Origin of the sequence: Sphingobacterium sp. lm-10 (assembly GCF_023554555.1) — a bacterium.
GTDB lineage: Bacteria > Bacteroidota > Bacteroidia > Sphingobacteriales > Sphingobacteriaceae > Sphingobacterium.
The window spans coordinates 621258-647734 of the sequence record NZ_JAMJWC010000002.1 but is presented as its reverse complement, the minus strand read 5'-3'; the positions used below and the strand labels follow the sequence as shown (position 1 = coordinate 647734).

Annotated in this window: 37 protein-coding genes; 1 reads left to right on the top strand and 36 read right to left on the bottom strand. The window is 42.6% G+C overall.

Going from position 1 to position 26477, the window contains the following annotated elements:
- The first annotated feature begins 1 nt into the window (after position 1).
- On the top strand, positions 2 to 472 hold the full coding sequence (locus M8998_RS12855; RefSeq protein WP_066754805.1) for an Lrp/AsnC ligand binding domain-containing protein: 471 nt from the start codon (positions 2 to 4) through the stop codon (positions 470 to 472).
- On the opposite strand, the gene M8998_RS12850 is transcribed toward M8998_RS12855, so the two are convergent.
- From M8998_RS12850 to rplW, 36 genes are all read right to left on the bottom strand, one after another.
- The gene (locus M8998_RS12850) at positions 467 to 1537 is read right to left on the bottom strand and encodes a M20 family metallo-hydrolase (RefSeq protein ID WP_249993491.1); all 1071 of its coding nucleotides are present in this window, start codon (positions 1535 to 1537) and stop codon (positions 467 to 469) included. The two genes, M8998_RS12855 and M8998_RS12850, sit on opposite strands and share 6 nt — an antisense overlap.
- Positions 1530 to 2330 (bottom strand): pyrroline-5-carboxylate reductase, encoded by an 801-nt coding sequence (gene proC, locus M8998_RS12845; RefSeq protein ID WP_249993489.1) that lies wholly within the window; start codon positions 2328 to 2330, stop codon positions 1530 to 1532. The genes M8998_RS12850 and proC overlap by 8 nt, the downstream gene beginning before the upstream one ends.
- A gap of 29 nt (positions 2331 to 2359) precedes the next feature.
- A complete protein-coding gene (argB, locus tag M8998_RS12840; protein WP_249993487.1) occupies positions 2360 to 3157 on the bottom strand; it encodes an acetylglutamate kinase in 798 nt (265 codons plus the stop codon).
- Between the two features lie 14 nt (positions 3158 to 3171).
- A complete protein-coding gene (locus M8998_RS12835; protein ID WP_249993485.1) occupies positions 3172 to 4134 on the bottom strand; it encodes a Rossmann-fold NAD(P)-binding domain-containing protein in 963 nt (320 codons plus the stop codon).
- Positions 4135 to 4215: 81 nt separating this feature from the next.
- Positions 4216 to 5364, bottom strand: coding sequence for an aspartate aminotransferase family protein (locus M8998_RS12830; protein WP_249993483.1), 1149 nt, complete (start codon positions 5362 to 5364; stop codon positions 4216 to 4218).
- Positions 5365 to 5563: 199 nt separating this feature from the next.
- Positions 5564 to 6976 (bottom strand): leucine-rich repeat domain-containing protein, encoded by a 1413-nt coding sequence (locus tag M8998_RS12825; protein WP_249993482.1) that lies wholly within the window; start codon positions 6974 to 6976, stop codon positions 5564 to 5566.
- Between the two features lie 24 nt (positions 6977 to 7000).
- On the bottom strand, positions 7001 to 7990 hold the full coding sequence (locus tag M8998_RS12820; protein ID WP_249993480.1) for a hypothetical protein: 990 nt from the start codon (positions 7988 to 7990) through the stop codon (positions 7001 to 7003).
- Between the two features lie 19 nt (positions 7991 to 8009).
- Positions 8010 to 9377, bottom strand: a complete 1368-nt coding sequence (locus M8998_RS12815) for a beta-helix domain-containing protein (protein ID WP_249993478.1) — start codon at positions 9375 to 9377, stop codon at positions 8010 to 8012.
- 34 nt (positions 9378 to 9411) lie between these two features.
- Complete coding sequence (locus M8998_RS12810) at positions 9412 to 12219, bottom strand: TonB-dependent receptor (protein ID WP_249993476.1); 2808 nt, start codon at positions 12217 to 12219, stop codon at positions 9412 to 9414.
- Positions 12220 to 12531: 312 nt separating this feature from the next.
- Entirely contained in the window at positions 12532 to 13092 is a 561-nt protein-coding gene (rplQ, locus tag M8998_RS12805) for a 50S ribosomal protein L17 (RefSeq protein ID WP_249993474.1), read from the bottom strand.
- 147 nt (positions 13093 to 13239) lie between these two features.
- Positions 13240 to 14232 (bottom strand): DNA-directed RNA polymerase subunit alpha, encoded by a 993-nt coding sequence (locus M8998_RS12800; protein WP_249993472.1) that lies wholly within the window; start codon positions 14230 to 14232, stop codon positions 13240 to 13242.
- An 86-nt stretch (positions 14233 to 14318) separates the two neighbouring features.
- A complete protein-coding gene (gene rpsD / locus M8998_RS12795; RefSeq protein WP_249993470.1) occupies positions 14319 to 14927 on the bottom strand; it encodes a 30S ribosomal protein S4 in 609 nt (202 codons plus the stop codon).
- Positions 14928 to 14994: 67 nt separating this feature from the next.
- Positions 14995 to 15384 carry a 30S ribosomal protein S11 gene (gene rpsK, locus M8998_RS12790; RefSeq protein ID WP_249993467.1) on the bottom strand — a complete coding sequence of 130 codons (390 nt, stop codon included), beginning with the start codon at positions 15382 to 15384 and terminating at the stop codon, positions 14995 to 14997.
- Positions 15385 to 15394: 10 nt separating this feature from the next.
- Positions 15395 to 15772 carry a 30S ribosomal protein S13 gene (rpsM, locus tag M8998_RS12785; protein WP_249993465.1) on the bottom strand — a complete coding sequence of 126 codons (378 nt, stop codon included), beginning with the start codon at positions 15770 to 15772 and terminating at the stop codon, positions 15395 to 15397.
- 26 nt (positions 15773 to 15798) lie between these two features.
- Positions 15799 to 15915, bottom strand: coding sequence for a type B 50S ribosomal protein L36 (gene ykgO, locus M8998_RS12780; protein ID WP_082784980.1), 117 nt, complete (start codon positions 15913 to 15915; stop codon positions 15799 to 15801).
- 47 nt (positions 15916 to 15962) lie between these two features.
- Positions 15963 to 16181 (bottom strand): translation initiation factor IF-1, encoded by a 219-nt coding sequence (infA, locus tag M8998_RS12775; RefSeq protein ID WP_002997456.1) that lies wholly within the window; start codon positions 16179 to 16181, stop codon positions 15963 to 15965.
- Between the two features lie 75 nt (positions 16182 to 16256).
- Positions 16257 to 17039, bottom strand: coding sequence for a type I methionyl aminopeptidase (gene map / locus M8998_RS12770; protein WP_249993462.1), 783 nt, complete (start codon positions 17037 to 17039; stop codon positions 16257 to 16259).
- A gap of 8 nt (positions 17040 to 17047) precedes the next feature.
- Positions 17048 to 18391, bottom strand: a complete 1344-nt coding sequence (secY, locus tag M8998_RS12765; RefSeq protein ID WP_066754781.1) for a preprotein translocase subunit SecY — start codon at positions 18389 to 18391, stop codon at positions 17048 to 17050.
- An 81-nt stretch (positions 18392 to 18472) separates the two neighbouring features.
- Positions 18473 to 18919, bottom strand: a complete 447-nt coding sequence (gene rplO / locus M8998_RS12760) for a 50S ribosomal protein L15 (protein WP_249993460.1) — start codon at positions 18917 to 18919, stop codon at positions 18473 to 18475.
- Between the two features lie 118 nt (positions 18920 to 19037).
- Positions 19038 to 19217, bottom strand: coding sequence for a 50S ribosomal protein L30 (gene rpmD, locus M8998_RS12755; protein ID WP_249993458.1), 180 nt, complete (start codon positions 19215 to 19217; stop codon positions 19038 to 19040).
- A 4-nt stretch (positions 19218 to 19221) separates the two neighbouring features.
- Positions 19222 to 19740 (bottom strand): 30S ribosomal protein S5, encoded by a 519-nt coding sequence (gene rpsE, locus M8998_RS12750; RefSeq protein WP_249993455.1) that lies wholly within the window; start codon positions 19738 to 19740, stop codon positions 19222 to 19224.
- 12 nt (positions 19741 to 19752) lie between these two features.
- Complete coding sequence (gene rplR, locus M8998_RS12745) at positions 19753 to 20106, bottom strand: 50S ribosomal protein L18 (RefSeq protein ID WP_249993453.1); 354 nt, start codon at positions 20104 to 20106, stop codon at positions 19753 to 19755.
- Positions 20107 to 20111: 5 nt separating this feature from the next.
- Positions 20112 to 20666 (bottom strand): 50S ribosomal protein L6, encoded by a 555-nt coding sequence (rplF, locus tag M8998_RS12740; protein ID WP_249993451.1) that lies wholly within the window; start codon positions 20664 to 20666, stop codon positions 20112 to 20114.
- Positions 20667 to 20686: 20 nt separating this feature from the next.
- A complete protein-coding gene (gene rpsH, locus M8998_RS12735; RefSeq protein WP_284040427.1) occupies positions 20687 to 21085 on the bottom strand; it encodes a 30S ribosomal protein S8 in 399 nt (132 codons plus the stop codon).
- Between the two features lie 139 nt (positions 21086 to 21224).
- Positions 21225 to 21494, bottom strand: a complete 270-nt coding sequence (rpsN, locus tag M8998_RS12730; protein WP_066754762.1) for a 30S ribosomal protein S14 — start codon at positions 21492 to 21494, stop codon at positions 21225 to 21227.
- On the bottom strand, positions 21487 to 22056 hold the full coding sequence (rplE, locus tag M8998_RS12725) for a 50S ribosomal protein L5 (protein WP_249993449.1): 570 nt from the start codon (positions 22054 to 22056) through the stop codon (positions 21487 to 21489). Before rplE ends, rpsN begins: the two co-directional genes overlap by 8 nt.
- Positions 22056 to 22400, bottom strand: coding sequence for a 50S ribosomal protein L24 (rplX, locus tag M8998_RS12720; protein WP_284040425.1), 345 nt, complete (start codon positions 22398 to 22400; stop codon positions 22056 to 22058). Before rplX ends, rplE begins: the two co-directional genes overlap by 1 nt.
- Positions 22401 to 22402: 2 nt before the next feature.
- The gene (rplN, locus tag M8998_RS12715) at positions 22403 to 22771 is read right to left on the bottom strand and encodes a 50S ribosomal protein L14 (RefSeq protein ID WP_066754756.1); all 369 of its coding nucleotides are present in this window, start codon (positions 22769 to 22771) and stop codon (positions 22403 to 22405) included.
- Complete coding sequence (gene rpsQ, locus M8998_RS12710) at positions 22771 to 23025, bottom strand: 30S ribosomal protein S17 (protein WP_066754754.1); 255 nt, start codon at positions 23023 to 23025, stop codon at positions 22771 to 22773. The genes rplN and rpsQ overlap by 1 nt, the downstream gene beginning before the upstream one ends.
- A gap of 13 nt (positions 23026 to 23038) precedes the next feature.
- Positions 23039 to 23260: a 50S ribosomal protein L29 gene (rpmC, locus tag M8998_RS12705; RefSeq protein WP_249994135.1), complete on the bottom strand. Its 222-nt coding sequence runs from the start codon at positions 23258 to 23260 to the stop codon at positions 23039 to 23041.
- A gap of 90 nt (positions 23261 to 23350) precedes the next feature.
- Complete coding sequence (gene rplP, locus M8998_RS12700; protein ID WP_116776328.1) at positions 23351 to 23773, bottom strand: 50S ribosomal protein L16; 423 nt, start codon at positions 23771 to 23773, stop codon at positions 23351 to 23353.
- Between the two features lie 63 nt (positions 23774 to 23836).
- Positions 23837 to 24634: a 30S ribosomal protein S3 gene (gene rpsC, locus M8998_RS12695; RefSeq protein ID WP_249993447.1), complete on the bottom strand. Its 798-nt coding sequence runs from the start codon at positions 24632 to 24634 to the stop codon at positions 23837 to 23839.
- 13 nt (positions 24635 to 24647) lie between these two features.
- A complete protein-coding gene (rplV, locus tag M8998_RS12690) occupies positions 24648 to 25079 on the bottom strand; it encodes a 50S ribosomal protein L22 (RefSeq protein ID WP_284040420.1) in 432 nt (143 codons plus the stop codon).
- A gap of 6 nt (positions 25080 to 25085) precedes the next feature.
- Positions 25086 to 25352, bottom strand: a complete 267-nt coding sequence (gene rpsS / locus M8998_RS12685) for a 30S ribosomal protein S19 (RefSeq protein WP_002997495.1) — start codon at positions 25350 to 25352, stop codon at positions 25086 to 25088.
- Positions 25352 to 26179 carry a 50S ribosomal protein L2 gene (gene rplB, locus M8998_RS12680; RefSeq protein ID WP_249993445.1) on the bottom strand — a complete coding sequence of 276 codons (828 nt, stop codon included), beginning with the start codon at positions 26177 to 26179 and terminating at the stop codon, positions 25352 to 25354. Before rplB ends, rpsS begins: the two co-directional genes overlap by 1 nt.
- Before the next feature lie 6 nt (positions 26180 to 26185).
- On the bottom strand, positions 26186 to 26476 hold the full coding sequence (gene rplW, locus M8998_RS12675) for a 50S ribosomal protein L23 (protein WP_249993443.1): 291 nt from the start codon (positions 26474 to 26476) through the stop codon (positions 26186 to 26188).
- Position 26477 lies beyond the last annotated feature (1 nt).

Sequence of the window (26477 nt, the reverse complement as noted above, 5' to 3'; positions counted from 1 at the left end):
TATGGAAAAGAAATATGCGAACTACGATCTAGATAATTTGGATGTTCAAATCTTATCAATTCTGATGGAGGATGCCTCCATTCCTTACACAGAAATAGCCAAAAAGCTGATTGTATCTGGTGGAACTATCCACGTACGCATGAAGAAAATGGAGGAATTAGGAATCATCCGTGGATCTCATCTGATGATCAATCCACAAAAGGTTGGCTTTGACATTACCGCTTTTCTGGGCATTTACTTGGAAAAGGGATCTCAATACTCTGATGCAGTAAGCCAATTGAAGGAGATTAAAGAGGTGGTAGAACTTCATTATTGTACGGGTCAGTACAGTATGTTTGCTAAAATCGTTTGTCGGGATACAGCACATCTGAGAAAAGTACTGAATGAAGATATTCAAGCTTTGAAAGGCATACAACGGACAGAAACGATCATCTCTTTGGAAGAGAGCATCAAAAGACAAATTACGTTATAAGATCTCTTTTAGTAGTTGGATGTAAAACGCGATGCCATCGTTGATCTCCGCTACATAAATAAACTCATCTGCAGAATGGGAGCGTGCGGAGTGTCCGGGGCCGACTTTTAAGGAAGGAATTGGCAGTAAGGCTTGGTCACTCATTGTTGGGCTCCCATAGGTATTTTTGCCTAGCTTGATCCCCGCTTTTACCACTGGATGATGCATTGCGATGGTAGAAGAATTTAATCGAGTAGAGCGTGGCGTGACGTCCGACTTTACCTGTGCACGGATTATTTCCAATATTTCCGCATTGCTATATACATCTGTCGTGCGTACATCGACCACATAATGGCATTCTGCCGGCACCACATTATGCTGCGATCCAGCATTCACCATCGTTACCGACATTTTGACTGGGCCTAGGAAGGTCGATTCCTTGGGGAATTTGTATTTGCTAAACCACGCGATATCTTCCAGTGCTTTATAAATTGCGTTTATACCTTCTTCACGTGCCGCATGCCCGGATTCACCATGTGCCACACAATCCAACACCATCAATCCTTTTTCAGCGATGGCCAAATCTAGAAGTGTAGGTTCGCCGACAATGGCAAACTCGCAGTCAGTAATAGCGGCGTAAGCTGCTTCAATGCCATTCTTGCCGGACACTTCTTCTTCTGCAGAAGCAATCAGACACAAATTGTATGCTAAATTCTGATCTTGGTAATAATGACAGAATGCCGCAATTAATGCAACTAGGCAGCCTCCCGCATCATTAGATCCTAAGCCATACAACTTACCATCGAGCAGCTCTGCATGAAAAGGATCGCGGGTATAGCCCGGATTAGGCTTAACGGTATCGTGGTGTGAGTTAAGTAAGATGGTAGGCTTCGAGACGTCGAAAAATTGATTGTAAGCAATCACGTTATTGCCGACCCGTTCGTTAGCGATGCTTCTCGCCGTCAGAAATTCTTCAATTAATTGCGCCGTTTGGCCTTCTTCCCTGCTCAATGAAGGTGTTTGGATAAGCGCCTGCAATAACATCAAGCTATCTTGCTGAAGCTGCTCGATACTGGGCCTATTCATGGTATAATCCTCCTGCTTTGAGCGCAGATAGCTTAATCCCTTTGATAAAAGCAGAGCTGAAACCGTGATGTTCCATCTCGTTCAATCCTGCGATCGTACATCCCTTTGGGGAAGTTACTTTATCGATTTCACTTTCCGGATGCGACTGCATTTGCAAAAGCAAATCTGCGGCTCCTTTGGCCGTTTGTACGGCCATTTTTAATGCATCATGGGCGTGAAAGCCAATTTCTACACCTCCCTGCGATGCAGCACGGATACTTCTTAAGAAAAACGCTATTCCGCAAGCACACAAAGCCGTTGCCGCAGTCATGAGTTCTTCTTGGATAACCACTACAGCACCTACCGTATTAAATAACCGCTCGACCACCCCTACCTGATCTGCTGTCGCGCGATCTGTTGTGATACAGGTCATTGACTGCCCGATAGCAATAGCGGTATTGGGCATAGCGCGTACGATGATCGCCTGCTCGCCCAACACAGCACGCATATCTGCGCAGGAAACTCCAGACACGACCGAAACAATTATTTGCTCTGGTTTCAATGCTGTACGAATCTCTTCCATTACGAGCTTTGCCTGCTGTGGTAGTATAGCAAGCACCACGATTTCTGCATCGAGTACTGCTTTCGCATTGTCCGCGCTCACCGTAAAGCCTGCCGCTAATTCCTCGGTCATGGCCTGTACCGAGCGACGGGTTAGCATAATGTCCGATTTAGTGTAAATACCAGCCTGAGCGATCCCTTTAGCTAGAGAAAAGCCGATATTGCCACTTCCAATGATAGTAATTCTGGCCATGATAATCGATTATAGCATTTTATAGCGCGTTATGCGGACAGCCGCGTACCGAACTTCTGTTGTTGATAGTGATGCAGGTTGTCAGCATTTCCGATGAATACATCTCGCACACCTTTCCCAATCGCATCAAAGGCGTTCTGCAACTTTGGAATCATGCCTGCATGCACAATATGATTCGCTTTTAGCAACTCAAACTCTGAACTTTTGATCACGTCAATTACGGAGCTATCATCATTCACATCCCGCAATACACCGTCTTTTTCAAAACAGTATAGTAGGGATACATTATAAGATGAGGCCAAGCCTACGGCTAATGCCGAGGCAATGGTGTCGGCGTTGGTATTTAATAACTGTCCAGTACCATTATGCGTAATGGCAGAAAAAACAGGCGTGAAGCCAGATTCTAAAAAACGCTTAATGGCATGTTCATTTACCGAATCTGCCAGTATATCGCCAGCAAAGCCATAATCGATTTCTCGCACAGGCCGTTTGATTGCTTTAATAGCATTGCCATCTGCTCCGCTCAGTCCAATGGCATCGCAGGAATATTTCTGCAAGCTAGCCACGATAGATTTATTGGTCAGTCCGGCATACACCATGGTTACTACCTTAAGCATCTCCGCGTCGGTGATTCGCCTACCATCTACCATCTTTACCTCCAGACCCAAGTCCGCAGCTAGGCGTGTAGCTATTTTTCCACCACCATGCACCAATATCTTTTTACCTGGCAATGCAGCAAAATTTTCCAGAAACGCATCCAATTTTGATGGATCATCAATGACATTGCCACCTATCTTTATTATACTTAAATCCGAATGATTCGACATGTTTACTATACGATCTATTTGAGGTTTTCCAACATACGTTTTAACACCAATTGTGCTGCCCAGACTCTATTGCTGGCTTCCTTGACGACTAACGAATGTGGACCATCCAGCACTTCCGCAGAAAGTTCCAAGTCTCGACGAACAGGTAGACAATGCATCACTTTTGCTTGGTTGGTTTGCTCCAGGTGTTTATTGGTAATGAGCCAATCTTGTTCTACAGGATATACTTTACCGTATTCTTTGAAAGAAGACCAGTTTTTGACATATACAAAATCGGCGCCCGTTAATGCTTCGTTTAGATCATGGGTAACAGCTACACCTTGGGTAAATTCATCCGATAATTCGTACCCTTCCGGGTGAGCGATGACGAAGTCTACCAAGCCCTGCTCCTGTGCTTTACCCATCCATTCGCTGAATGAATTTGGCACCGCTTGTGGTAATGCTTTCACGTGAGGCGCCCAAGCTAGTACGACCTTCGGTTTTTCTACTTTTTTATGTTCTGTGATCGTGATCAGATCAGTCAAACTTTGTAGTGGATGGCGCGTGGCACTTTCCAAGGACACAACAGGCACACCGCAAAATTTGATAAATTTATTAAACAAATCTTCCGTATAATCGGCTTCCCTATCTTTTAAAGATGGGAAAGAACGTAAACCCAGAATATCACAGTACTCACCCATGACGGCTGCGGCCTCACGAATATGCTCTACCGTTGTGCCATTCATAACTACACCGTCTTGTGTTTCTAACGCCCAGCCATCTTTGTCCATATTCATCACCATGACGTCCATACCCAGATGAATAGCTGCCTTTTGTGTACTAAGGCGGGTACGCAGGCTAGGATTTAAGAACACCAGCCCTAAGGTCTTATGCTTACCCAAATCAGCGTGTGCTCTCGGATTGGCTTTTAATGTTAACGCTTCTTGTACAGCCTCAGACAAATTGTCAATGTCTGCCGCTGAAAAAAAATTCTGCATGCTTGTATCCTAAAATTATGTTTGTCATGCTCTCATTCGAGCACTCAATTCTTCTCGTATAAATTGATTCTTTAAAGAATCTTAAGCTGTAGCGTGTTGTGCCTGTAGCTGCTCCGCAAATGCCGCTAAAAATTGATCGGCATGCTCCATGCTGAGATTTAAGGCCGGCAATAGGCGAATCACGTTTGGTTTGGCTTCGCCGGTGAATATCCTACTTTTCATAAGCAGATCTTTCTTCACGTTACCCAGCTCAGTTGGCAATTCTATTCCAATCATCAGGCCGCGACCGCGTACTTCAAGCACTTGATCAAAGGTGCGCAATTGATTGATGAGGTAGTTCCCCACCTTTGTGGCGCTGCTCATTAAATCGTCTTGCTCCATCACATCCAACACCGCTATAGCAGCTGCGCAAGCCAAGTGATTTCCACCAAAAGTAGTTCCCAGCATTCCGTATGATGCTTTAAATTTAGGGGATACGGATATCGCTCCGATGGGGAATCCGTTACCCATTCCTTTGGCCATCGTATAGATATCGGCTTCTACTCCGGAATAATCATGCGAATAGAAGATTCCAGTACGACCATATCCGCACTGTACCGAATCGGCGATGTAAATGGCGCCATATTGATCACATAGACGTCTGATGGCTTGCAAAAATGATTTCGATGCTTCGCGAATACCACCCACTCCTTGTATTCCTTCAATGATCACAGCAGCGATTTCCTCACCCTGTGTCGCAAACACGTGCTCTAGGGCTTCTTCATCATTGAACGCGCTAAAAATAATATTATCGGTTTCATTAACCGGCGCAACAATCGCCCGATTGTCGGTAGCAGCTACTGCCAAAGATGTACGGCCATGAAATGCTTTGGAAAAAGCTAACACTTTTTTTCTTCCAGTATGAAAGGAAGCGAGTTTTAGTGCATTTTCGTTGGCCTCTGCCCCCGAATTACATAAAAATAGTTCGAAATCTTCTTTGCCCGACACGCGACCAAGCTTTTCTGCTAATACGCGCTGCAACGGCATCTCTACCGAGTTGGAATAAAATCCAATACGATCGAGCTGCTCTTTCAACATATTTACATAATGCGGATGCGTGTGTCCAATAGAAATCACTGCGTGCCCGCCGTAAAGATCAAGGTACTTATTCCCCTGATCATCCCATACAGAAGACCCCATTGCCTTGGCAATGTTAATTGGGTTAATGGGATAAACGTCAAATAGTTTCATCGAATTAATAATTTGCAGGGTCTACGAAATCGTAATCCCCTCTGAGCAAATATAAGTAACAAGAAAAGGAAATAGTTGGGAATAGCGGAAATTATTTGTGATGAGCCAAACATCGTAAAGAAAGTGCAAATATCTCCAAAGTAGCAAAGAGCAGGTTTTCGAACCTGCTCTTTAATTTAGTCTATTAAAATAGGCTCCTTTAGAAAGACAACGGCACGCGGTTGGGGAAATGTTCTAAGCTGATCGGCTCCACACCCGCTGAGGTCAATCCATTTCCTTGTATAGCTATTTCAGAGTCAGCGGCAGTGTAACCCGGAGTGGTTGTTTGCAATGCCCCCGCCTGCAGCAACGGTTGAATGGCACTGGTCACAATGCCGTTCGTAACACCTGAATCCCGGATGTTCAATCGGTGCAAGCTGGTCAGTTGTACCAATACGCTGCCAGCAGCGTCCCCGAAATGGTTCCCTCTCACGATAACGGTTTGCAAGAATTCCCTGCTACCCAATAAGGGACTCAGGTCTGTGATGCCTCCAGTGGCAGCAGCTCCCCTATTGGCGTTGAAATAGGTCAATTTCGTCCATCCACTGATTGGGGAGACATCCACCACTTGTGTTCCATCGATACGCAGGGAAGATACCTGAGTGGCGTACTCCAGTCCGACCAATGAAGTAAGAGAGGTCAACGTTCTTAGGTCGACGGTTGTCAAAGCTTGTAGCGCTCCACGAGTAATGGGCGCACTAGCCTCTAGGTTTAACTGTGTTCTAATCAAATTAGCTAAGGCCTCATCTCCAAACACCACAGCTGTTTGATCGTTACCAGCCTCACCACCTGGAGTTGGCACACGGCAGGCGCCTTCTATCTCACCGGCCAAACGATCTCTGTACGGGTTCAGCACCTCACAATTGGTAATTTCTAGATCTTGGAGATTCAGTGTTGGATCCGATCCCAACTCACTGGCGCCTGGTGTAGTGCTCAAGAAAGCTCCGCGACTCATCAAGTCAGCAATTACGCTGAGATCAGTCACACCTGTGGAGCGAAGATTTAGACGATATAAGTTAACGAAACTAGAGATTCCTCGCAAACCGTCATTGCCTAATGGTTGGCCGCGAAGGATCATAGTCTGCAAACCGGTATTTTGAGACAGAGGGGTAAGATCCGAAATACCTGGAGATGCTTGATTAGCATTGAAATAGGTCAAGGTAGTATATTCACGAATGGGCGAGAGATCCGTTACTCCCGACTGGTTAAGGCGCAAATAAGTGATCTTACGCAACCCGGCTACCGGTGTTAGGCTTGTAACTGGATTACCCCCAAAGTCCAGATAATTTAATTCTGTAGCATGCTCCAATCCCACTAAGCTGTTGACATCCTCAATCATCTCCGTACGCAAGTCCACTCTTTCCAAACGAAGAAGTTCTCCTCTTGTGATTGGCGCATTTGTTGCCAAATTCAATTGCTCGCGTACGTAATTTGCTAAAGATGCATTTTCGAACGTGACGACCAGCGTCCTTTCATCAGGATCGGGTTCGACCATGCCATTATTACAGGCGCTGAACGTCAGTACTGCCCCAATTAACAGGAAGGCCAAAAAAAGTGTGTTAAAGTGTTTCATTTCTCTTTTGGTTTTATTGTTTTGTTATTGTTTTCGTGTGTATTTGTAGAGTGGTGGATATTGAGGTAGTCCAGCCCGCTCACTTACCGTGTAATAATTGTCGTACTTGTCAAAGCAAACTGCTTCACCCTGCACTTCGCCTTGATACGGCAACCGCTGGGGTGTGCGACTCATCATTTCCCAAATAGCTTCATTAGTATTTCGCTCCCAATAAAATAGGTTTTGGCGATTACGCACGATCAATTTGTCGGCCTGCAGATTCAAACTTGCAGCAGAAGCTTCTCTAAAGCCAAATTCACCAACGAAGTAAGTCTGATTGCCTGCCCCTTCCTGATAAGGAAAAGGCATAATATAAATTCTGGATAGTACATCTCTCTTAGTGACAAAATAGATGTCTTTGGTCGAAGGATCAACGAACATACTTTCTACATCTTTGCTTCCATCTGGATAGGAAAATGTGTACCGTTGAATCATAGAGCGATCCAGATCAATTGTTTGACCAAAGTCTGCCGCAGTGTACACTGGCTCTTCGACACGATACACTGCAGAGACTGCTCTACGTTGCGCGTTGTCGCCTGTATCCGAGATGTAGACGTATGATTTGCCAGTTTCTGGATCGATGACGGTCTCGATATCTTCCCAGTCGATATTATTTGTACCTGTTACACGATAACGACAAACGATCTCAGCATTGCTGTTAATTAAAAAGATGAAGTTTGTGTTTCCAGAGTCTTCATGTGTCCAAAACATACCTTCATTTTTGACGCTAGGGCTAATACCAGAGGCTTCATCCAACTGTAGATTGCCCAAAATAGTTGGTTCCGCTTCATAACGATTAGTGATTGGCAATAAATCCGCGAAATAATCGCCTTGAAAAGGTGTATGGTTCGACCAGTTATGCGAAGGGTTGTCGCCATCACCATCGATAACAGGACTATTTTCCCCACACCCAAGAAAGAGTAGCGAGAGACAACAGTATGCTGTAGCTATTTGAGTTCTATTCAGTCTTCTCATGTGTTTATTCCGAAATGGATTATTCCCTTCCAAATGCCCCAAAGTAAGCCGCCGGACGCGGTGCTGCATACGCGTCTCCTTGAAGGGTGGTGTAAGTAGCAAACTTTGGTTCGAAGTCAGTTTTAGCACCAGTTAAGGCAGGAGAGTTAGCCGTTAAATGGAAATTTGCTCCGTTTGGAATAGCACTGTTATTCGAGCGACCTGCCCAAGTAAATGTACTTACTCTGTAATTCACGAAACCTGGATCATTCTCGTTTGGTGCACCGATCACGTCAGTTGTCGGGATAGGAAGTGTAGAACCAATTAAACCGTTGGAAGGGTTATTTGCTCCTGTTGGATAAAAGTTGTCTGTGATATTACGATCAGTACCATAATGCCAGTTGTATCCAAATTGCATAGAGGTCACTCGAGGGGTTCCTTCTCCTGGGGTCAATCTTAGACCGTAGCGACTGTTAACGATCAGGTTATTGTACGCTTTACCATAAGCATCTGATTCGTAGTTTAAGCTGCCACCACGGGCTTCTTCAGCTCTTCGATAACCAGAGTTGACAATTGTATTGTTGTAGAAGTTTGTTTCTAGAATACCACGTACACCTGCCTGAGTATCTGCAGATTTCAATGAGTTTGTAGCGATGTTAAAGAACAAATTAAATGCATAGTCACCTGGAGCACCTGCTTTAATATTGACTGCTTCACCACCATTCAATCCAATTACTTCAAACGTATTGTAGGCCAACAAAGTACGACCACCGTTGGTGCGGATGGCATCGTCTAAGGTATATGCGATGTGTGAGTACAACAGAATAAACACTCCGTCTTGGCGTTCATCGACTGGACGACAATACCATAAACCATAGCCTCTATCACCTGCACCTAATCTTCCGCTTCCACCCGACTCTGGTGTAGTGATGATCGTGCCTTCACGTGCAATTCCTCCTGCATGAAGTACGTCTGCATGTTCGATAACAAGGTCTCCAGCTTTTCGACCGGCATGAATACCTCCCCAAAGACCACCGTAGCCTGTATTGCGTGCAGATGCTAATGCCGTACGCGATGCCGTAAACACCACTCGATTGTTTTCTGTTCCTTTGACATATAATGAACCGTGCACATCTAATACCCACGCTTCGTTGCGAGGCCCTAGATTAAACTCAAAAGTCACACCCGCAGGAATAGTGACCACTTGTCCTTCGGGAACTTGTAAATCACCTACCACCGTGTAGGTTGCACCGGCTCTCAATGTTATAGCGGAGAGGTTTCCAGATATTCCCGCTTGTTCCATTGGCGTTGGATCTGGCTCTCGTTCTTCGATGAGTGGCGCATTTTGTCCACATCCTAATACGACAAACAAGGCTAACAACACATAAATTTTTGACACTAATCTCATAACTTCTCAATATTTCAATTTCTCAATCAATTAATTACAGTTTAAAACGAAAACCAAGACGAAATGCGATACCGTAACGATCCAACCGCACATTCGCCATTTCTTCTGGATTTTCTTGGTGTGGATAAGGCCCCTCTGGCACTGCTAGTCCGCGACCAATCGTCAATCTATAGGGTGTATCCAACAGGTTGTTACCCTTGACGAATACGACGTAACGGCCGAAACCCTTCTCTATCGACAGATCCATGACGGCCATTGGACTCATAAAATGATCTGCTCCCTCAAAGGGTGATACAAATGCTAGACGCCGACCGGTATAGTTAAGAACGAGTTGCGCATCCCACTGCCTCATGAGGTCTTTGTAGAGTAAAGCAACATTTCCGATGTGGTCAGACTGACCTTGTAGAGCACGATTTTCATCTACCAAAACATATTCGTTGGGGGCTCCCTGTACTTGGCTTCCAACCAATTTAGTAGCTATGATATTGGAATTGGTATAGGTATAATTCAAACGCACCCCAACTTTTCGGAAATACCGTGTATAATCGACTTCCAAACCGAAATTATTAGCTGTGCCATAGTTTTGCGGAGCAATTACACTGGAGGCTTGGGGAGCACCGGTAGTGGCATTAAAACGCGGCACAAATCCATATTCTATTGGATCGAGTAGTCGCTTATAAAATGCACCGACCAATATCTGATCTAATACCGTCGGAAAGTACTCATACCGTACATCAAAATTGTGTGCTACTGTCGGTCGCAATTCGGAATTACCCTCTTCATGAAAAAATGAATCTCCTCCTCCCCGATTTCTTCTGGTTGGTACAATCTCAAAGAATCCTGGACGGCTGATTGCTTTGTAATAGGTTGACTTCAAGAAAGTTTCGTCATCCAATGCATATTTCAAACTCACGGATGGAAAAAAATTGAGGTAACTCTGTTTCTGTGATAACGCTGTAGCATTTGCCGTGGCGGCAGTCTGATTGATTTGGTAGCCTTGATTCGTATGCTCCGCACGTAAACCCGCTTGGATAGCCAATTTATTAACTACCCATTGCGTATTGATGTATCCAGCGGTGATACGTTCATCTGCATCGTACACCAGGCTGCTAGCATTACCATCGCCAAAGCCATTGGTAAATCCGTCCCATGGTAGATCGTCAAATACCTCCCAGTCTACCCCGCGAATGCCATCGAAAGGAATAGATTGATAACGATAGTACCTATAGAAATTATCGCGAGTCTTATTTCTGAATAATCCTCCAACTTTAACCAGATCGAGATAGTCGATATTTGGTGTGTTATAGGAGGCATTCAAGAAAAAAGAGATGTCTTCATCAGCATTACGTTCCCATGCACGCGTATTTGGAGAATCCTGAAAATAAGGTCGTTCATTGACGTATTGGTTATTTGTTAGCGTTGCTGATCGCATAAACACACCATCGTCAGGCAATTCATTCTGGGCTAACGAATATACTGCGTGCCAATCGATTTTGAGTTGATCAGAAATCTGATGATCTCCGCTCAAGTCAACAATCGAGATGGTTTGATAGGTATTGGTGACTCGTGTAGTCGGATAGATTGGAAAATTATCGGTCGAGGTAAACAATTCTCTATTATATTGCTCTCTAACACGAAATTCGTTCAATAAATATTGCCCGCTATAGAGCGCAATGTTATGTCCTGATGCAAGGTTATAATCCAGCTTCCCATGAAAAGCTGCCCGTTGCTGCTGCGTGCTTGTTCTTCGGTTGATATATTCATTCATATTCAAGCGATTGCCGAGCGCTACGTTGGGCTGCGGATTGAATTGATAGCTTTCGCTCGGCCTATAGGAATTCTGATAGCTTGCCCCTAAGAGCACACCTAGCTTTTTATTGAAAAACCGTTCACCATAACTTACGCTAGTCAAAATGTCTGGCAACACACTAAGCTGTATCGGTGTAAACATAGTATTGGACAGATCGCTGGCAGTCGCTTCTCTTCCAATGGGTAAATACTCGGCAGGCGAGAATTTGTAGACGCCAGATCGATCATATGTCGTGAAGTTTCCATCTTGCGACATAAAATTACCTCCGATTTGGAAATCAAAATCTAACAGTCGACGGCTTGCTGGCACGTTTTTCATGATCATATCAATTGTACCGCCGATCGCGTCAGCTTCCATATCGGCAGACAGAGATTTGGACACCGTTAGCTTTTCCAGAAAAACTGCCGGAAAAATATCCAAAGGAACAAACCTGTTGTCATTATCTGGAGAAGGGATTTTTATTCCATTCACCAATGTATTGTTATACCGTTTGTTCATACCTCGTACTACGGCATACTGTGGATCTCCATTGGCGTTACGCTCTATGGAAAGACCCGATACGCGTTGTACGACATTGGCCACTGTAATATCTGGAGAAAGTTCTATTTGGCGAGCTGAAATAATGTTGATCACATTGGGCGAAAGACGCTCCAGACGGCGTGCTTCAGCATCGGTCCCAGCGGATAGACGCTGTACCTCGACTTGATCAATAGATCGTGTAGTTGCAGACAATTTAAAAACCTTAGAAACATTACCCAAAATGGCGATCGTTTCCTTGTGATCCTGGTATCCATCCATTGTAATCACAACATGATAGGTCTGGGCAGGAATTACATCGAACCGAAATGTTCCGGTTAGCCCAGTCGAAGCTGTTGCACTATATCTATTCGAAACAGCTGTAATCGTGATCTTCGCATCTATCAATAATTCATCGGTTTGCATACCGCTAACTTTTCCAGAAAATGATTGTAATTGTGCGTATACGGAACTAACCAATAGAAAAAAAAAGATGGAAAGAAACTTCTTGAGCATTTTAATTGATGTTATTTTGCATTTATTTTACGAACACAAAACTGTCAATTTACTTTAAAGATAATTTTAACAAAAAATTAATAAATCATTATTAAAACATGTTTATTAAGAAATACTCGGTAACTATGTTATAAATAATTTCCTTCAAAGACAAAATAGACATTACAATACAAGTTTTGAGAATCACAGACTGTCGTGTGATCGAAGCGTTATGTTATCTTGAAATGCTTAAACTGGCGTCTTTTTCATAAAAAAAAAGCCTGTTATGTACATACATAACAGGCTTTCTGTAAATTGAAAACTAATGCTTAATTAGTCTTTCTTTTCTTCAGAAGATTCTTCTTCGGTAGCTGGAGTTTCTTCTACCGCTGGTGTAGCTTCCACTTCTTCTACTGCTGCTTCTTCCGCTACTACTGTTTCTTCAACAGGCGCTTCTTCTGCAGTTGCTTTCTTCTTCGCACCACCACGACGACGAGTAGTTTTCTTCTCAGTCTGTGCAGTTTTGCCGTATACTTCATTGTAGTCAACCAACTCGATGAATGCCATCTCAGCATTATCACCTAGACGATTTTCCATTTTGATAATGCGTGTATAACCACCTGGACGGTTTGCTACTTTCTCTGAAATCTCACGAAAGAGAAGTGTAACAGCATCTTTATCTTTAAGATAAGAGAATACGGTACGACGAGAGTGCGTAGTATCGTTTTTAGACTTGGTGATTAATGGCTCTACATATTGACGTAATGCTTTCGCTTTTGCCAAAGTAGTTGTGATGCGTTTGTGCTTGATCAATGACGTCGCCATATTCGCTAGCATAGCTTTACGGTGACTGTCAGTGCGGCCTAAGTGGTTTACTTTTTTTCCGTGTCTCATTTTAGTGTTTGTTTTGTGCGCACCGTTCTTATTCGATGTAAAAAAGTGGAAAGTAAAAAGTAATGCATCACACTACTCTATACTCACGACTAAATACTATCTAGAGGAATTACGCAACAGGTCGCTTATTATTATTAATAATTCTTTTTATTCTTCTTCCAATTTGTACTTAGACAAATTCATACCGAAAGAAAGACCTTTGGCTTTTACCAACTCTTGGATCTCGCTCAATGACTTCTTACCGAAGTTACGGAACTTCAACATATCCGCTACATCGTAAGTAACCAACTCTGCTAAAGTACGAATATCCGCAGCTTTAAGACAGTTGAGGGCACGAACAGAAAGATCTAAATCTACCAATTCAGTTTTCAAGATCTTACGCATGTGCAAGATTTCCTCGTCTACTACTTTAGTTTCTTCTTTAGTCTGCGATTCCAATAGCATATTCTCATCAGAGAACAACATGAAATGCTGAATCAAGATACGAGCAGCTTCTTTCAGTGCATCTTCTGGATGAATAGATCCATCAGTAGAGATATCCAATAACAATTTCTCGTAATCGGTCTTCTGTTCTACACGATAGTTCTCAATGGTATATTTCACATTTTTGATCGGCGTGTAGATAGAATCAATTGCGATAACACCTACTGGTCCATCTGATACTTTGTTTTCTTCCGCGTTGACGTAACCACGACCTTTAGAAACAGATAGTTCTACTTCTATAGTCACGGATGGATCCATATTGCATACCACAAAATCAGGGTTCAATACTTCGAAGTTGTTAGAAAACTTAGAAATATCTCCTGCTTTAAACTGATCTTGGCCGTTAAGCACGATAAAGATTTTCTCTGAATCACCTTGATCACCAGTTTTCTGAAAACGTACTTGTTTAAGGTTTAAGATGATATCGGTAACGTCTTCAACAACGCCTTTGATCGTCGAAAATTCGTGCGAAACGCCTGAAAATCTTATTGACGTAATTGCATATCCTTCTAGTGAGGACAATAAAATACGGCGCAAAGCATTACCAATAGTTACACCAAAACCTGGTTCAAGTGGACGAAACTCAAAAGTACCATCAAAATCAGTCGATTTCTGCATGATTACCTTATCCGGTCTTTGAAATGCTAAAATTGCCATTTATCTGCTTTTAATTTTGTTACAAATTATATACTTATACAACAGCATTAGGATAGTGGTATTCACTATCCTAATGCTATCATTTCTTATTTAGAGTACAACTCTACGATTAAGTTCTCTTTGATATTTTCAGGGATATCCGATCTTTCTGGATAAGACATGAAAGTACCCTGTAAATCGTTTGCGCTCCACTCTAACCAACTGAATTTGTTGATTTTGTGACCAGCAACTGAATCCGTGATTGCTTCAACTGATTTTGAACGCTCACGTACAGCTACTACATCACCTGGACGTAAACTGTATGATGGAATGTTAACGACTTCGCCATTAACAGTAATGTGCTTGTGGGATACGAATTGACGTGCAGATGAACGTGTTGGCGCGATGCCTAAACGGTACACTACATTATCTAAACGCGCTTCCAAAAGTTTCAGGAAGTTTTCACCTGTAACCCCTTGTTTAGAGGAAGCTTTGACAAATAGGTTAGAGAATTGGCGCTCCAAAACTCCGTACGTGTATTTTGCCTTTTGTTTTTCTAACAACTGAATAGCGTATTCAGATTGTTTTCCTCTTCTTTTTGATGGTCCGTGCTGACCAGGAGGATAATTCTTTTTATCTAACGCTTTATCCGGGCCAAAAATAGGCTCTCTGAATTTACGTGCAATCTTGGACTTAGGTCCTGTATATCTTGCCATTTTCTTATCTGTTTGAAGTATCAATCAGCCTATAGCTGATGAATCTTATCTTAAACAATTCTATTAATTAAACTCTTCTACGTTTTGGAGGGCGACAACCATTGTGTGGAAGTGGCGTAACATCTTTAATAAGCGTTACATCGATACCCATCGTTTGTAGTGTACGGATAGCGGATTCGCGACCTGATCCAGGACCTTTTACGAAAACCTCTACTTTACGCAATCCCAAATCGTGTGCGACTTTACCGCAATCTTGAGCTGCTTGTGATGCCGCATAAGGTGTGTTCTTTTTAGAACCTCTGAAACCCATTTTACCGGCAGACGACCAAGAGATCGTTTGTCCTTGGTTGTTTGTTAAAGTTACGATAATGTTGTTAAAAGTAGCGCTAATATGGGCTTGACCCACTGGCTCCACAACAACAATACGCTTTTTAGTAACTTTTTTAGTTTTAGCCATTTCTTAATTCTTATTTAGTAGCTTTTTTCTTGTTTGCAACAGTCTTACGTTTACCTTTACGGGTACGAGAGTTGTTTTTAGTACGCTGACCACGAAGTGGTAAGTGCTTACGGTGACGAAGACCACGGTAACAACCGATATCCATCAGACGTTTGATGTTCAACTGCACCTCAGAGCGCAATGCACCTTCTACTTTAATCTCCTCGTTGATGATTGTACGGATAGTCGTCAATTGATCATCATCCCATTCTTGGACTTTTACGTCGTGACTGATGCCTGCTTTATCTAAGATATATTCAGACGTCGAACGACCAATCCCGAAAATGTACGTAAGGCCGATAACTCCTCTTTTGTTTTTAGGTAAATCTATACCTGATATCCTTGCCATATAATACTTTAGCGATTATGTTAATACTACCCTTGGCGTTGCTTGAACTTAGGGTTCTTTTTGTTGATTACAAATAGTTTTCCTTTGCGGCGGATCACCTTACAGTCCGCACTGCGTTTTTTAATTGATGCTCTAACTTTCATGTTTAATAAGATTTTTAAAAGCTGTAAAACCAAATGGGAATTACCCGCTATTTGTAACGGTAGGTAATCCTGCCTTTGGTTAAATCATATGGGGACATCTCCAATTTCACCTTATCCCCAGGCAAAATCTTGATATAATGCATCCGCATTTTGCCAGAAATATGGGCGATGATTTCATGCCCATTCTCCAACTCCACACGAAACATAGCGTTGGAAAGTGCTTCCCGGATAATTCCGTCTTGTTCTATTGAGGCTTGCTTAGCCATATATCCCTTGTAATTTACGTGTTAAAAGCCTGCACAAACAGGAGTGCAAAGATAAACAAAATAATTGAAAACCAATTACTTTTTACTCAAAACCTCTTCAATCTCCTGAAAGTCTAGCAGTACATCCGGACGCCCTTTTCGGATCGCCACCATTTGCTCAAAGTGAGCAGAAAGCTTTCCGTCGATCGTACTAACCGTCCATCCGTCGTCCCAAAATTTGATTCCTGCCTTTCCCGCATTGATCATGGGTTCAATACAGATCACCACGCCTTCTTCCAACTTAGATCCTGATCCTCGTCTTCCATAATTAGGCACCTCTGGTTTTTCATGCAATTCGAAGCCAACTCCATGCCCTACCAGTTCACGTACGATACCATATTTATAAGGAATCACGTGATCTTGCACAGCCGCAGAAATATCACCAACCCGCTTGCCCACTACCGCTTGCTCTACTCCTTTCACTAAAGCTGCTTTGGTTACATCCAGTAACTGCTGCGCTTCAGCGGAAATAGTGCCTACTGCAAATGTGTAAGCAGAATCACTAATAAACCCATTCAGATTCACGCCACCATCTACCGATACAATATCGCCCTCTTTCAAAATGTACTCGCTTGGAAAGCCATGCACAATCTGATCGTTGACAGAAATACATAAAGAGTAAGGGAAGCCTTGATAATTTAAAAAGGCTGGCGTGCCGCCATGATCCTTAATAAATTCGAAAGCAAGCTTATCAAGAGATAGTGTGGTAATACCTGGTTCGACACGACCGGCGATTTCAGCTAATAAATGCGAGAGTACCTTAGCGGACTCTCGCACTTGTTCAATTTCTTCGTCTGATTTCAGAAAGATCTTCGACATGTACTAACTTATAATGCCGACTGATCTACGCCCTCTACTGCAGCTGCTGAACGACCTTTTACACGGCCGGTTTTCATCAACCCGTCGTAATGACGCATCAATAAATGACTTTCAATCTGTTGCAATGTATCCAATACCACACCAACCAAGATCAATAATGACGTACCTCCGAAGAAGTGGGCAAATTGATTGTTGACGCCGAATAGCGCCGCAATAGCCGGCAGGATCGCAATAATTGCTACAAATACAGCACCTGGGAACGTGATATGCGAAATCACATTGTCAATGAAAAGATTGGTGTCGTGTCCTGGCTTAATGCCTGGGATAAAACCACCGTTCTTCTTCATATCTTCCGACATCTGCTGCGGATTCACCATGATTGCAGTATAAAAGAATGTGAATGCAATAATCAGGATGGCAAACACCATGTTGTACGTGAATGACGTATAATTACTCAATGACCGAAGGAATTCGGATTGAATATCCGGAAAGAACTGAATCAGCGACATTGGTAAAAACATGATGGCTTGTGCGAAGATGATCGGCATTACACCCGCTGCATTTACTTTCAACGGAATGTATTGTCTAACTCCACCCACCTGTTTGTTTCCAACGATTTTTTTAGCATACTGTACCGGGATTTTCCGCACACCTTGTACAACCAAGATGGTAAAGATCACCACAAACAATAATGCTACAAACTCGACCAATAAAGCAATCGGACCACCTTGGCCTCCCATACGGGATACCGTTTCTGCCGAGATACCGGCAGGAAGCTGGGCGATAATACCCGACATAATGATCAAGGAGATACCGTTTCCTATTCCTTTATCTGTAATCCGTTCACCTAACCACATGACAAATAACGTACCCGCTGTCAAAACAATCGCTGCCAAAATAGTGAACATCGGATCAGCAATCAATTTTGCATCAGGAGTAATTTGCGTTCTGACGTAAGCAATAGCCTGCACCACCGTAATTGCTACCGTTAGGTAACGGGTGATTTGGGTTAGTTTCTTACGGCCAGATTCTCCCTCTTTCTGCATTTTCTGAAAAGAAGGGACTGCTATTCCCAAAAGCTGCACAACAATGGATGCGGAGATGTACGGCATCACGCCTAACGCGAAAATGGCCGCGCTCGAGAATGCTCCCCCAGCAAACATGTTGATGATATCAAGTATGTCTGTCCCGTCTCTACCACTTCCTATCATCAATTGAGCTGGATTTACTCCAGGCAATACAACGTGACATCCTACACGGTAGATAAAAAGCAACAAGAAGGTATACAAGATACGCTTACGAAGCTCTTCAATCTTCCATATATTGGTTAATGTTGTGATTAGTTTATTCATATGTAAATATTCGATCGTTAATGGCCATATGGAATATCCAGAGATTTCAACCTAAGCTGAAGAATCTGGATATTTCATGAATTAAATTTTTTCGATAGAACCACCGGCTGCCTCAATAGCTTTTTGAGCGGCAGCGGAGAAAGCGTGTGCTTTCACCTCTATTTTCGCCGACAATTCACCACGACCTAGGATTTTCACTAAATCGTTTTTAGAAACAAGACCATGCGTTCTCAAGATTTCGAAATCTACTGAAGTTAGGTTATGCTTAGTAATTATTTCCTGTAATACATCCAAGTTTACACCTACGTATTCTACGCGGTTGATGTTTTTGAAACCTACTTTAGGAACACGACGTTGCAAAGGCATTTGTCCACCTTCGAAACCAATTTTCGTTTTGTGACCAGAACGAGAACCAGCACCTTTGTGACCACGTGTTGAAGTACCACCGCGTCCAGAACCTTGACCACGACCAATACGTTTTTTGTTTTTTGTGGATCCTTGAGCCGGTCTTAAATTACTTAAATTCATTTTTGTTAAAAATTGTGTTATGCCTTCGCTCTCACTAAACAGGCTATAACGATAAATACTAGATAATAAACTATAAATGGAAAGAACAGTGAGTTGTTCTTTCCATAGATGTCCTTACTTAGACGGTCTCTACTTTTACCAAGTGGTTGACCTTTCTTACCATACCGATGATAGACGGTGTGGCTTCGATTTCAACTGAGTGGTTGATTTTACGCAATCCCAATGCCTCAATTGTTTTCTTTTGGCGCTCGCTTCTGTCGATAACGCTCTTTATCTGGGTGATTTTAATTTTTGCCATGATATTAACCGTTAAATACTTTATTTAAATCGACTCCACGTTGTTGTGCTACTGTATACGCATCACGCATGCTACCCAAAGCTTCAATAGTTGCTTTTACCACGTTGTGTGGGTTGGATGAGCCTAATGATTTTGCTAATACGTCTGTAATACCAGCGCTCTCTAATACGGCACGCATAGCACCGCCAGCTAGTACTCCTGTACCACTTACTGCCGGTTTGATCAAAACAGATCCACCAGAGTATTTGCCCAATTGCTCGTGAGGTACAGTACCATGTATGATAGGAACTTTTACTAAGTTCTTTTTCGCGTCATCGATTCCTTTAGTAATCGCTTCTGTGACTTCTTTTGCTTTTCCTAGACCAAAACCTACGATGCCATTTTCATCACCTACAACAACGATAGCTGAGAAACTGAAGGTACGACCACCCTTAGTTACTTTCGCTACACGCTGAATGCTTACTAAGCGATCTTTCAATTCCATCTCGCTTGATTTTACTCTTTTAATATTGCTTGTTGCCATTTCTTCGTTTGATTAAAAGTCTAAACCGCCTTCGCGAGCACCCTCAGCCAATGACTTGATACGGCCATGGTACAAATACCCATTACGGTCAAACACTACTTTTTCTACACCTGCTGCTTTCGCTTTCTCAGCAACCATTGTACCTACGGCTTTGGACTGATCCACTTTGTTGCCTGTCGTAGCGAATTCTTTCGAAATGCTAGATGCAGACGCCAATGTTTTACCAGTGGTATCGTCGATTACTTGCGCGTAGATTGCTTTATTGCTTCTGAATACGGTCAAACGTGGACGTTCAGTTGTTCCGGTCAGGTGTTTTCTAATTCCTTTTTTGATTCTCGTTCTACGAGATAATTTACTTCCTGCCATCGTTATTATTTTTTAGCTGATTTACCTGCTTTTCTTCTTAACACTTCGCCAGCAAACTTGATACCTTTACCTTTGTACGGCTCTGGTTTGCGTAGGCTACGGATCTTAGCCGCTACTTGTCCGATCAATTGCTTGTCGATAGATTCCAACGTGATGGTTGGGTTCTTACCTTTATCGGCAGTAGTCGTTACTTTGATCTCACTTGGCAGTACGAAAACAATCTGGTGAGAGAAACCTAAAGTTAACTCTAGTGTGTTACCATTGGCATTGGCACGGTAACCCACACCAACCAATTCTTGTGTAGTTTTGTACCCTTCAGTAACACCAAAAACCATGTTGTTAATCAATGCGCGGTATAAACCATGCAATGCTTTGTGTCTTTTTTGTTCAGTAGGGCGAGTAATTACGATATTACCATCTTCTTGACCAACGGTAATGTCGCTGTCTACCTGCTGTAGTAATTCTCCTTTTGGCCCTTTAACTGATACCAGATTCTTATCTGATACAGATACCGTCACTCCCGCAGGAATGGCGATAGGCGCTTTTCCAATTCTTGACATTTCTTCGTGTTTTTCCTAGATTAATAAACGTAACATAAAACCTCACCACCTACGTTCTGAACGCGAGCTTCTTTATCTGTCATCACTCCTTTAGAAGTGGATAAGATGGCGATACCCAAACCGTTCAATACACGAGGCATGATGTCAACACTTGCATACTTTCTCAAACCAGGTTTACTCACACGTGTCAAAGTGCGAATAGCCGAGATTTTGCTAACTGGATGGTACTTCAAAGCTATTTTGATAGCTCCTTGAGGACCTTCCTCTACGAATTTGTAATTAGCAATGTAACCTTTATCAAAAAGAACTTTAGTGATCTCTTTTTTAAGGTTCGATGCAGGAATTTCAACAACCCTGTGGTTGGCCTTGATGGCATTCCTTACTCGTGTAAGGTAATCCGCTATTGGATCTGTATTCATTATATAATTAAAATTGTGACAACGGTTTCCAGTACTAACTCTAGCGCCGGACCTGTTATCGGTTCATAAAATTGCAAAGCAAATGCCCTGATAAGCTATTTATAAGCTTATCGGGGCAAAAGTAAAGATTTTTTTTAAATTACCAAGAGGCTTTTCTCACTCCCGGGATCTTGCCATCTAATGCCATCTCACGAAAAGTTACACGAGAGATACCAAATTGACGCATATATCCTCTAGGACGACCAGTCAATTTACAACGATTGTGCAAACGTACTGGAGAAGCATTCTTAGGCAATTTGTCCAATGCAGCGTAATCTCCGGCAGCTTTTAGCTCTGCGCGTTTATCAGCATACTTTGCGACTAACTTTTGACGCTTAATTTCGCGTGCTTTTACTCCTTCTCTAGCCATTGTTGTTGGTATTTTGATTTTTGAATGGTAAACCGAATTGTTTCAATAACTCCAATGCTTCGATATCATTGTTAGCAGAAGTCACGAAAGTGATGTCCATACCTTGGATCTTGTTGAGTTTATCAATGTTGATCTCCGGGAAAATGATCTGCTCGGTGATACCCAAGTTGTAGTTACCTCTACCGTCAAAACCTTTATCATTGATACCGCGGAAGTCACGGATACGAGGTAATGATACAGCGATCAAGCGGTCAAGGAATTCATACATATTGTTGTCACGTAGTGTTACGCGAGCACCAATAGGCATGCCTTTACGCAATTTGAAGTTGGAGATATCTTTCTTAGATTTAGTTGCTACTGCTTGCTGACCAGTAATCATTGTCAACTCTGCTAATGCATTGTCGATTAATTTCTTGTCTGCTGTGGCAGCACCTACACCCTGAGATACAACAATCTTCTGCAGCTTAGGAACTTGCATCACGCTTTTGTACTGAAATTTTTCTTTCAGCGAATTACGAATTTCATCCGCATATTTCGCTTTTAATCTTGGTGCGTAAGTCATTATTTAATTTCCTCCCCTGATTTTTTTGCGTAACGAACAATTTTACCTTCTTCATTGACCCGACGACCTACGCGAGTAGGCTCTCCTGTTTTAGGATCGATCAAAGTCAAGTTAGAGATATTGATGGCAGCTTCCTTCTCGATGATACCACCGTTAGGGCTTGCTGCGCTAGGTTTAGTGTGTTTTTTTACGATGTTAGCGCCTTCTACGACAGCTCTACCAGAGTCCACATTGATTTGTAATACCTTACCTTGAACACCTTTAGAGTTACCAGCGATAACTTTCACTAAATCTCCTTTTTTAAGTTTGATTTTGTGCGTAGTTGTTTTTTTCTTTTGTGCCATAATTATAAAACCTCCGGTGCTAGTGATACAATCTTCATGAACTGCTTCTCACGTAACTCTCTAGCAACTGGGCCAAAGATACGTGTGCCGCGTGGCTCATCGTTGTTGTTTAACAATACTGCAGCGTTATCGTCGAAACGAATGTAAGAACCATCTTTACGACGAATTTCTTTTTTCGTACGAACTACTACTGCTTTAGATACTGAACCCTTCTTCACATTTCCAGAGGGCATCGCGCTTTTTACGGTAACAACAACTTTATCACCGATAGATGCATAACGCTTACGCGTACCGCCTAACACACGGATTACTAAAACTTCTTTAGCTCCAGAGTTGTCGGCTACATTTAGTCTTGATTCCTGTTGTACCATTATTTAGCTCTTTCTAAAATTTCTACCAATCTCCAGTTCTTTGTTTTACTCAGCGGACGAGTTTCCATGATTAATACCGTGTCGCCGATACCGCAGGTATTTGTTTCGTCATGAGCTTTAAATTTAGTAGTTTTTTTCACGAACTTACCGTAGATAGGGTGTTTCACTTTACGTTCAACGGTTACTACGATAGACTTGTCCATCTTGTTGCTAACTACTAAGCCGATTCTTGTTTTTCTTAAATTTCTTTCCATTTCGACTTTTAATTTATGCCTCAGAGGCTGTTTCTTGTGTCTTCGCTTCGTTTTTACGCTTAGAGATCTCTGTAGAGATACGCGCAATATTTCTGCGAGCTGCTTTGATCACGTTAGGGTTTTCAACAGCAGAAACAGCATGTGCAAATTTCAATTTGTTAAGGGCAGCTTTCTCTTCTTTGAGTTGAGCTACTAGATCCTCTTTTGATAATTCTACGATTTCTGAATTTTTCATCATTTCTAATTTTACCGGGTTATCGCTGATTTATAGTGTGGCTTGTGGGTAACGGCCACAAGCCTGAATCGTTGACATTACCGATGATTATTATGCTTCTACGTAATCTCTACGTATCACAAACTTGGTTTGAACCGGTAATTTCTGAGCAGCTAGGCGTAACGCTTCTTTGGCAATTTCCAAAGATACACCTTCTGCTTCGAATAACATCCGGCCTGGGCGTACAACTGCCACCCAATACTCAGGAGCACCCTTACCTTTACCCATACGTACCTCTGCAGGTTTCTTGGTAACAGGCTTGTCAGGGAAAATGCGGATCCATACCTGACCCTCACGTTTCATGAAACGAGTCACGGCGATACGCGCAGCTTCGATCTGACGGCTAGTGATCCATGCTGGCTCCAATGATTTGATACCAAAAGATCCGAAAGCCAACTCTGCTCCACGAGTAGCGTTGCCTTTCATGCGGCCTTTCTGCATCTTTCTGAACTTCGTTCTTTTTGGCTGTAACATGTTCGTATTCTGTTTAAGTCTGCATCACGCAGACACTTACTTTAATCTAAATCAAATTATTAATTATCCTCTTTTAGCACCTGCGCCACCGCCGCGGTTGTTGTTGCCACCACGTCCGCCATCACGACGTCCGCCACGAGCACCACCACGATTGTCACGACGATCGCCAGCACCTTCGTTGCCGCCGCGTGTTTTGGTGTTAGCACCTTGTCCAATGTTTGGAGAAAGATCACGTTTACCATACACTTCGCCTTTACAGATCCACACTTTTACACCGATCTTACCGTAGGTAGTCAAGGCTTCAGCTAGTGCATAATCAATATCTGCACGTAACGTGTGTAGAGGAGTTCTTCCTTCTTTGTACTGCTCGGTACGCGCCATCTCAGCACCACCTAAACGACCAGAACACATAATCTTGATACCTTCGGCACCCATACGCATCGTAGCTGCAATCGTTGTCTTCATGGCGCGACGGAAAGAAATCCTTGCTTCCAATTGTTTAGCGACACCTTCGGCAACTAATTTCGCGTCAAGCTCCGGACGTTTGATCTCGAAAATGTTGATTTGAACATCCTTTTTAGTCAGTTTTTTCAACTCTTCTTTGATCTTATCCACTTCCTGACCACCTTTACCGATAACGATACCTGGACGTGCTGTATGGATCGTAACGGTGATGCGCTTAAGTGTTCTTTCAATCACCACTTTTGCTACGCCACCTTTGGCGATACGTACAGAAAGATATTTTCTGATTTTTTCGTCTTCAACTAATTTATCGGAATAGTTGTTGCCTCCGAACCAATTAGAATCCCATCCTTTGATGATTCCTAATCTGCTACCTATTGGATTTGCTTTTTGTCCCATTCTTGCTTATCAATTAGTTGTTAACGTTGTTTAAACTATCTACTACCAAAGTCACGTGATTCGAACGTTTACGAATTCTATATCCACGACCTTGTGGAGCTGGGCGCAATCTTTTCAATTGACGACCACCACCTACAGATACTTCTTTTACATACAAAGCGCTATCTTCTACTGTTGTACCTTCATTGCTAGTTTCCCAGTTTTTGATGGCCGACAATAATAGTTTTTCAACACGAATAGCAGCTTCTTTACCTGTATGTTTCAAGATGTAAAGAGCGTTTTCTACTTTCTCGCCGCGGATCAGATCCACTACCAAGCGCATTTTGCGCGGAGAGGTAGGGCAGTTCAACAATTTGGCAGTAGAAGCTCCTCCTACTTGAGCTTTTTCCTGCTCTTTGCGCTGTCTAATTAAGACAGATTTTTTGAGTTTTTTTGTTGCTTCCATTACCTATTATTTTTTCTTTTCTGCGTGGCCTCTGAATGTACGCGTAGGTGCAAACTCACCAAGCTTGTGACCAACCATATTTTCCGTTACATAGACAGGAATAAATTTATTCCCATTGTGCACTGCGAAGGTATGGCCCACAAAATCAGGTGAAATCATAGATCTACGAGACCAAGTTTTGATAACCGATTTTTTATTTGTTTCATTCATAGAAAGAACTTTTCTTTCTAAGTTGTGATCGATATAAGGACCTTTTTTAATTGAACGAGCCATTATTTTTTCCTTCTTTCAATGATGTAACGATTCGATGTTTTCTTTTTGTAGCGTGTTTTGTAACCTTTCGCTAACACACCCGTACGTGAGCGTGGGTGACCTCCAGATGAACGGCCTTCACCACCACCCATAGGGTGATCGACTGGGTTCATAGCTACACCACGAACGCGAGGACGACGACCTAACCAACGCTTACGACCTGCTTTACCTAATACCTCGTTTGAACGCTCGGCATTAGATACCGAACCGATCGTAGCAACACAAGTAGAAAGAATCATACGTGTCTCACCAGAAGGCAATTTGATAATTGCATATTTGCCGTCACGCGCAGATAGTTGTGCGTACGTACCAGCCGAACGAGCGATCGAACCGCCTTGACCTGGATTCAATTCAATGTTGTGGATGATTGAACCCAAAGGAATTTTTGCCAATGGCAATGTATTTCCAATTTCCGGGGCAACTGATTCACCTGCTACTACTGTCATGCCTACTGTTAAGCCAGCTGGAGCAATAATATAACGTTTCTCACCATCCGCGTAGTGCAACAAGGCAATACGTGCTGTACGATTTGGATCGTACTCGATAGTAGCTACATTTGCAGGGATATCTTTTTTATCGCGTTTGAAATCTATTAATCGGTATACTTTTTTATGTCCCCCACCGATATAACGCATAGTCATTTTACCGGATTGATTACGACCGCCTGATCTTTTGTTCGTTCCTACTGTTAACGACTTTTCAGGGACGTTAGTAGTCACATCAGAGTAGTCTGCACCAACTCTGAAACGTGTACCAGGGGTTACCGGTTTGAATCTTTTAACTGCCATTTCTTATTATAGTGTAGTGTAAAAGTCAATAGTATCGCCATCCTTCACTGTGATGACGGCTTTTTTGTACTTAGGAGCTCTTCCAGATACATTACCCGCTTTTGTAAAACGGCTTTTTGCTTTACCTGCTACTACCATCGTGTTTACACCGACAACAGTAACACCAAACATAGCCTCTACAGCTTCTTTGATCTGAATTTTGTTAGCTCTATGATCTACTTTGAAAGCATAACGGTTTTGTTTCTCCGTCCAGATGGAAGCTTTCTCAGTTAAGACTGGTTTTTTGATAATTTCCATA